This window comes from Pseudomonas sp. FSL R10-1339 (genome assembly GCF_009600545.1).
Classification (GTDB): domain Bacteria; phylum Pseudomonadota; class Gammaproteobacteria; order Pseudomonadales; family Pseudomonadaceae; genus Aquipseudomonas; species Aquipseudomonas bubulae.
Genome location: NZ_WIVQ01000149.1, coordinates 1 through 6,606, shown reverse-complemented (window position 1 = coordinate 6,606; position 6,606 = coordinate 1). Strand labels below are relative to the sequence as shown.

Genomic DNA, 6,606 nt, shown 5'->3' with positions numbered 1-6,606 from the left:
CGCCAGCAGCACCCGCGGCGCCTGCCGCAGCACCCGGTCCGGTCAAGGAAACCGCGGCGGTATCGGGGCTCGCCAGCCTTGGCAACCCGCCGCCCGAGTACCCATCCCTGGCCTTGCGACGCAGTTGGGAAGGCACTGTGGTGCTGCGAATCAAGGTACTGCCCAACGGGCGCGCCGGGACGGTGGAGGTCACCAAATCCAGCGGTAAACAGGCACTCGATGACGCGGCTGTAGAAGCCGTACGCAACTGGAAGTTTGTCCCGGCCAAACGAGGGGATACCCCCATCGAAGGATTTGCCACCCAGACCATCTCTTTCAAATTGCCGGAATAACCCAGCCGGGTGCCGACACTAACTTTTATTTAGCCGCCGTGTGAGGTGTAACCATGAACGAGTCTATGTCTTCCATGATTGTCCCCGGGGTGCTCTGGGCACTGGTGCTGTTTTCGGTGGTGAGCTGGGCCTTGCTGCTCATCAAGTCATCGCAATACCTGCGCCAGAAAGCGCAAAACTCGCAATTCAGCAAAGCCTTCTGGGCAGCCCCTGACCTGCTGACGGCGGCCGAACACGCCAGCCAGTACCCCGGTGCCCTGGCCCGCATCGCCAACAGTGGTTTTGAAGCCATGATTGTTGATGACAGCCCGCGCACCACCCAGCAACTGGCCCACACCATCAACCGCTCCGATCGTCTGGAGCGCAACCTGCGCCAGCAGATCCAAAAAGAGCGCCGCGCCCTGGAAAGCGGTCAGGCGATACTTGCCAGTATCGGCAGCACCGCGCCCTTTATCGGTCTGTTCGGCACCGTGTGGGGAATCATGGAAGCGCTGCAAACCATCGGCGCAACCGGCTCCGCCAGCCTGGAGACCGTGGCCGGGCCCATCGGTCATGCCCTGATCGCCACCGGTGTGGGGATCGCGGTCGCGGTACCGGCAGTGCTGATTTACAACTTCTTCCTGCGTCGCCTCAAGCTGGCCTCGGCCAACATGGACGACTTTGCCCATGACTTCGACGCCCTCGCCCAGCGCAGCGCCTTTGCCATCGACCGTCAGGCCATTTCCAACAAGCGCACCCCAGTGCGGGAGGCAAGCTGATGTCTTTCTCAACTCAGGACAGTGACGAAGTACTCAGCGAAATGAACGTCACCCCGCTGGTGGACGTGATGCTGGTACTGCTGGTGGTGTTTATCGTGACCACGCCGATGATGACCAACGCGATCAAGATCAACCTGCCCAAGACCGACGCCGTGGCCACCGAAAAGAAAAAAGACCCGGTGGTGGTCAGCGTCGATCAGGACGGCAAGTTCTTCCTGGCCAAGAACGAGGTGGCCCCCGAACTCCTGGAGAAAAGCCTGCAGGACGTGAAAGCCCAGGATCCGGAAGTGCGCGTGCAGTTGCAGGCGGACGAAGGTGTCAACTACGGCCAGGTGGCCAAGGCCATGGCCTCCATTGAACGCTCGGGCATTACCAAGATATCGGTGATGACCGCCAGATGAAGCCCTCACCCCAACCCTCTCCCAAAGGGAGAAGGTCAGGGTGAGGGGCTTTTGATCCTGATGTAACCACGCACCACCCACGCCGCGCAGGGGCTTTTGGCCCCTGCAGGGGAGCGGCTTGCTTGAAAAAAGTGTTTTGCCCGGGTCGACATAACCCAACTGGAGTCATGAGGGCTCACAAGGCCATTCCAATAAACGTCTGAAAAAGTCGGAATTAACCATGCAGATGAAGAGTTCAGGTTTCACCCTCAAACCGCTCGTTGCAAGCCTGCAACGGCATCGCTTCGTGCCGTTGTATCTGGTTGCTCTGGGGATGAGCGCGGGCCAGTTGCAAGCAGCTGAAGTGACTACAGCGGATGATTCGAGCACTACCGTGAGCACCCCGGCGGTGAGCACTGACGCGGCACCAGCGCCAGCCACCACGCAACTGGATCGGGTCGAAGTCACTGGCTCGGCGATTCGCCGGGTGGATGCCGAAACTGCCGTACCCATCACCATCCTGCGCGCCGAGCAGTTGCGCAACGAAGGCGTGACCACCACGGCCGAGATCATGCAGCGCGTCACCGGTAACCAATCGCTGCAAAACTCGGCCAGCTCCGTGGGCCAGGCCACAGGCGGTGCCAGCTTTGCCGACATGCGCGGTATCGGCGCCAACAAGACCCTGGTGCTGCTTAACGGCCGCCGTTTGGGCAATAACGCCATTGACGGTTCTGCGGTAGACCTGAACACCATCCCGTTTGCCGCCATTGACCGCGTCGAGGTATTGCGCGACGGCGCATCGGCCTTGTACGGCACTGACGCCATCGGCGGCGTAATCAACTTCATCACCAAAAAGTCCATGACCGATGGCACCCTTTCCCTCGGCGGCGAAGGCGCGGATGCCAGCGGTGGCGGCAACAGCCATGACCTGAGTGCCAGCTGGGGCTACGGCGACCTGGACAAGGATCGCTTCAACATCATGGGTGTGGTCGGTTACAACAAACAGGACAGCCTGGCAGCCAGGGACCGTACCTTCGCCACCAGCTACGCTCCGGGCCGGGGGCTGGATCAGACCTCCGGCACTTCATACCCGGCCAACTACAGTCAGGGTGGCGTAAGTACCAACCCGCTGTCCTCTGGCAGTTGCAATGGCCCGGATCTGGTTGCACGCCAAGGCGTGTGCCGCTTCGATACGCGCAATTATCTCGACCTGCTACCGGAAACCGAAAAGACTTCGTTCTTCGGCAAGGCCACCGGCAAGATCACTGATGTCGATAACGTCAACCTTGAGTACTTCTTTGCCCGCAACAACAACGCCACCTCGATCGCCCCGGCGCCGCTCACCGGCCTGACCATGGACCCGTCCTCGCCGTTTTTCCCCGGCAAGGGCATCACACCGCCCTCCACCAACCCTGGCTTCGACCCCACGCAACCGATCGACCTCAACTGGCGCGAAACCGCTGCCGGTGCCCGCCAGGCCAAGGATCAGAACACCAGCCAGCGCCTGGTGCTGAGCTTCGATGGTGTCGCCAAAGGTTGGGACTACAACGTTGGCGCTTCGTATAACCAGAACCAGGTGATTTCCAGCCTTAGCGGCGGCTATGTCAGCGACGCGGCCATGATCAATGGCATCGCCGATGGCATCATCAACCCCTTCGGCCCGCAAACCGCGGCTGGCCAGGCGCTGATTGACGCCAACCGTTACCACGGTCAGTACGCGTCTTCCGTAGGCCGGGTCACGGGCCTGGATGGACGCATGAGCCGTGAAATCGGCGACTGGTTCGGTGCGGGCCCGGCAGGCCTGGCTATCGGTGGCGAGTTCCGCCAGGAGAAGTTCCACCAGGACTATGAGCAATATGCAGCCGATATCAGCAGCCTGGGCGTAGACCCCAATGCCAGTGTCACAGGCGACCGTACTGTCAAGGCGGCTTACACCGAACTCAACGTACCGGTCCTCGACAGCCTCGAACTGTCGGCAGCCGTACGTCATGACAAATACAGCGACTTTGGCAGCACCACCAACCCCAAGTACTCGTTCCGCTACCAGCCAGTCAAGGAACTGGTGGTGCGTGGCGCCTACAGCGAAGGTTTCCGCGCACCGTCACTGTATGAGCTGTACAACGCGCAATACACCACCTACACCCAGGGCTACTACAACGACCCGGTACTGTGCACCGGCGGTGTCGTGCAACCGGGCGGCAACGCCGGTCGCGACTGCGGCCAGCAGTTTCGCAATCAAACCGGCGGCAACACCAAACTGGCTCCTGAAAAGGCCCGTAACGTGACCTTGGGCTTTGTCTATCAACCCGTGCGCAACCTGTCGATGGGCCTGGACTTCTGGTGGATTCATATCGCCAACCAGATCAACGAGTTCCCGGAGTCCACGGTTTTCGACGACCCGTCGCTTTATGCTGACCGCTATGTGCGCAACCCCGATGGCTCGCTGGATTACATCGTCACCGGCAACTCCAACCTGGGTGCGGTAAAAACCAGCGGTGTCGACGTGTCGATGGACTACAAGTTCCCGAACACCCCGTACGGCCAGTTCGGCCTGGGCCTGCAAGGCACTTATGTGTCGCGCTATGACTACCAGACCACCATCGGTGGTGATTACACCAGCCGTGTCGACGCCTTTGAAGGCACCGGCGTGGTGTCGCGCTGGAAGCACGTGCTCAGCGGCACCTGGAACCTGGGCGCGTACCGTGCCTCGCTGGTCAACCGCTTCACCAGCGGTTATGACGACGCCGACCCGGACACCCACTCCCGTGTAGCGTCTTACACCCTGTGGGATATTTCGGGCGGTTACACCTTCAACAAAACCGTAGACCTGGATGTGGGGATCAAAAACATGTTCGACCGCAACCCGCCGTTCTCCAATCAGGCCTATAACTTTCAAAGTGGCTACGATCCGCGTTATGCCGACCCAATGGGCCGTACTTTCTTCGCCCGCGCTACGTACCACTTCTGAGTGATCACCGGCACCTGCCTACTCCTGCACGTGCCGGTGCAACTGCGAAATCGCAACCCCGCCGCCAGTTCACGCGCATGCGGCGGGGGTTTTTCCAAGCACTCGATGGTTCAACACGCGGCACAAGGAAAACCCATCATGTCTTCATTACTCCTGCCCCTGCTGCGCACGCTGCTGATGCCTGTGCTGGCCTGCGTATGCATTGGCGTCAACGCCGCGCCCAGTCAGGCCATGACCGTTTATGGCGAAGCACCTAAATACCCGGCCGATTTCCAACACTTCGACTACGTAAACCCGGATGCGTCCAAAGGCGGTTCTCTGAGCCGTGCGTCGATGGAAATCGGCCAGTTCAACTACATCACGCCCTATGTCGACCAAGGCACCGGAGTCGCACAAGTGAATGATTGGGTCTATTCACCCCTGGCCTTTCGCTCACTGGACGAGCCCTACACCGTGTACGGTCTGGTGGCGCAAAAAATGGAGCGCGACCCGGACGGTCTGTGGGTACGCTTTTACCTGAACCCCAAGGCACGTTTTGCCGACGACACAGCAATCACCGCCGAGGATGTGGCTTACACCTACAACCTGCTGATGACCAAAGGCAGCCTGAGCTATCGCATGCTCTATGGCGAGGTCCAGGACGTGGTAATCGAAGGCCCGCTGCAAGTGCGTTTCAACTTCAAGAGCAACCAGAACCGCACCCTGGCGCTGGATCTGGCAAGCATGCGGATCTTGCCTGAGCACTGGTGGAAAACCCGCGATTTCAGCAATGGCGGCGGCTTTGAGGCACCGCTGGGCAGCGGGCCGTACTCCGTGGCACAGGTCGATCCCGGCCGCAGCATCAGCTTTGAGCGCAATAAAAACTGGCGGGCCAAGGACTTGCCCGTGAGCAAGGGCCTCTACAATTTTGACCGCATGACCGTGAATTTTTACGGCGATACCGACGTGGCCCGCGAGCTGCTCAAGGCCGCAACCTTTGACTACAACCGCGAATTCTCGGCCACCGGGTTCAGCATCGGCTATGACAGCCCCAAGCTGACCGATGGCCGCTTGCAAAAAGGCGTGTTTGCCAAGGAAAAACCCGGCGCAGCCCAGGGCTTTGCCTTCAACCTGCAAAATCCGTTCTTCCAGGACCGCCGAGTACGTCAGGCGCTGAGTCTGTTATGGGATTTCGAGTGGACCAACAAGCAGATGATGCGCAGCTTTTATGTGCGTCAACAGAGCTACTTCCCGAAAAGCGAAATGGCCGCCACTGCCCTGCCCGATGCCCGCGAACTGCAAATCCTTGAACCCTTGCGCGGCAAGATCCCCGACGAGGTATTCACGCAGGTGTATCAGGCCCCCAAAACCGATGGCAGCGGCTATATCCGCGATAAGCAACTGCAAGCCCTGGCCCTGCTCAAAGAGGCGGGCTGGAGCGCAAAAAACAATACACTGGTCAACGCTCAGGGCGAGCCGTTGCGGTTCACCTTTCTCGATGGCCAGGGCGGTTTTGATCGCATGATCCTGCCGTACAAACGCACCCTGGCGCAGATCGGCATCACCATGGACATTCGCAAGATCGACTCGGCGCAATACGTCAACCGGCTCAATGCCCGTGACTACGACATGATCGTCGTCGGCTTCCCGCGCAGCGGCGACCCCATCGTCTCACCAGGCCGCGAGATGTACGACATGTACGGCTCGCGCAGCGCCACGCAAGTGGGTTCCTCCAACTCCTTTGTACTGCGCGACCCGGCCGTGGACACCTTGCTCGACGGGCTGGTGCAGGCCAACAGCCGTGACGAAATGGTGCATTACGCCCGCGCCCTCGACCGCGTCCTGCAGTGGGGCTACTACATGATTCCCAACTACTACTCGGTGGGCACCCCGACCGTGTACCAGAACCGCTTTGGCCGTCCGGCGCAGGAGCCCAAGTATGACGAAGGGCTGAACACCTGGTGGGAAGTCAGCAAAACCGCACAAACCAACGCGGCCATGAAAGCAACCGGCACACCGTCGGAGGGTCATTGAGATGCTGCATTACATCAGTCGACGTTTACTGCTGATCATCCCCACCCTGCTGTGCATTCTGGTGGTCAACTTCCTGATTGTTCAGGCCGCTCCCGGAGGCCCGGTGGAGCAGGCCATCGCCCGCTTGCAGGGCTTTAGCGGCCCCAGCGTAGGCG

At 60.2% G+C, this 6,606-nt stretch carries 5 protein-coding genes and 1 pseudogene; all 6 read left to right on the top strand.

Going from position 1 to position 6,606, the window contains the following annotated elements; translation table 11 throughout:
• On the top strand, positions 1 to 332 hold a 332-nt coding region (locus GHO03_RS23260), incomplete at its 5' end, for an energy transducer TonB (RefSeq protein WP_153400603.1).
• A 53-nt stretch (positions 333 to 385) separates the two neighbouring features.
• Positions 386 to 1,090: a MotA/TolQ/ExbB proton channel family protein gene (locus GHO03_RS23255; protein WP_095002841.1), complete on the top strand. Its 705-nt coding sequence runs from the start codon at positions 386 to 388 to the stop codon at positions 1,088 to 1,090.
• Entirely contained in the window at positions 1,090 to 1,491 is a 402-nt protein-coding gene (locus GHO03_RS23250) for a biopolymer transporter ExbD (protein ID WP_048369966.1), read from the top strand. Before GHO03_RS23255 ends, GHO03_RS23250 begins: the two co-directional genes overlap by 1 nt.
• Before the next feature lie 220 nt (positions 1,492 to 1,711).
• Positions 1,712 to 4,438 (top strand): TonB-dependent receptor, encoded by a 2,727-nt coding sequence (locus tag GHO03_RS23245; RefSeq protein ID WP_095026692.1) that lies wholly within the window; start codon positions 1,712 to 1,714, stop codon positions 4,436 to 4,438.
• 177 nt (positions 4,439 to 4,615) lie between these two features.
• On the top strand, positions 4,616 to 6,451 hold the full coding sequence (locus tag GHO03_RS23240; RefSeq protein ID WP_256668752.1) for an extracellular solute-binding protein: 1,836 nt from the start codon (positions 4,616 to 4,618) through the stop codon (positions 6,449 to 6,451).
• A 1-nt stretch (position 6,452) separates the two neighbouring features.
• Positions 6,453 to 6,606 (top strand): annotated as a pseudogene (locus GHO03_RS23235) (peptide ABC transporter permease); the annotation flags it as partial.

Bases quoted from the DNA above. Each gene is read 5' to 3' on its own strand.
- GHO03_RS23250 (WP_048369966.1), top strand. From the start codon at position 1,090: ATGTCTTTCTCAACTCAGGACAGTGACGAAGTACTCAGCGAAATGAAC.
- GHO03_RS23255 (WP_095002841.1), top strand. From the start codon at position 386: ATGAACGAGTCTATGTCTTCCATGATTGTCCCCGGGGTGCTCTGGGCA.
- GHO03_RS23245 (WP_095026692.1), top strand. From the start codon at position 1,712: ATGCAGATGAAGAGTTCAGGTTTCACCCTCAAACCGCTCGTTGCAAGC.
- GHO03_RS23240 (WP_256668752.1), top strand. From the start codon at position 4,616: ATGCCTGTGCTGGCCTGCGTATGCATTGGCGTCAACGCCGCGCCCAGT.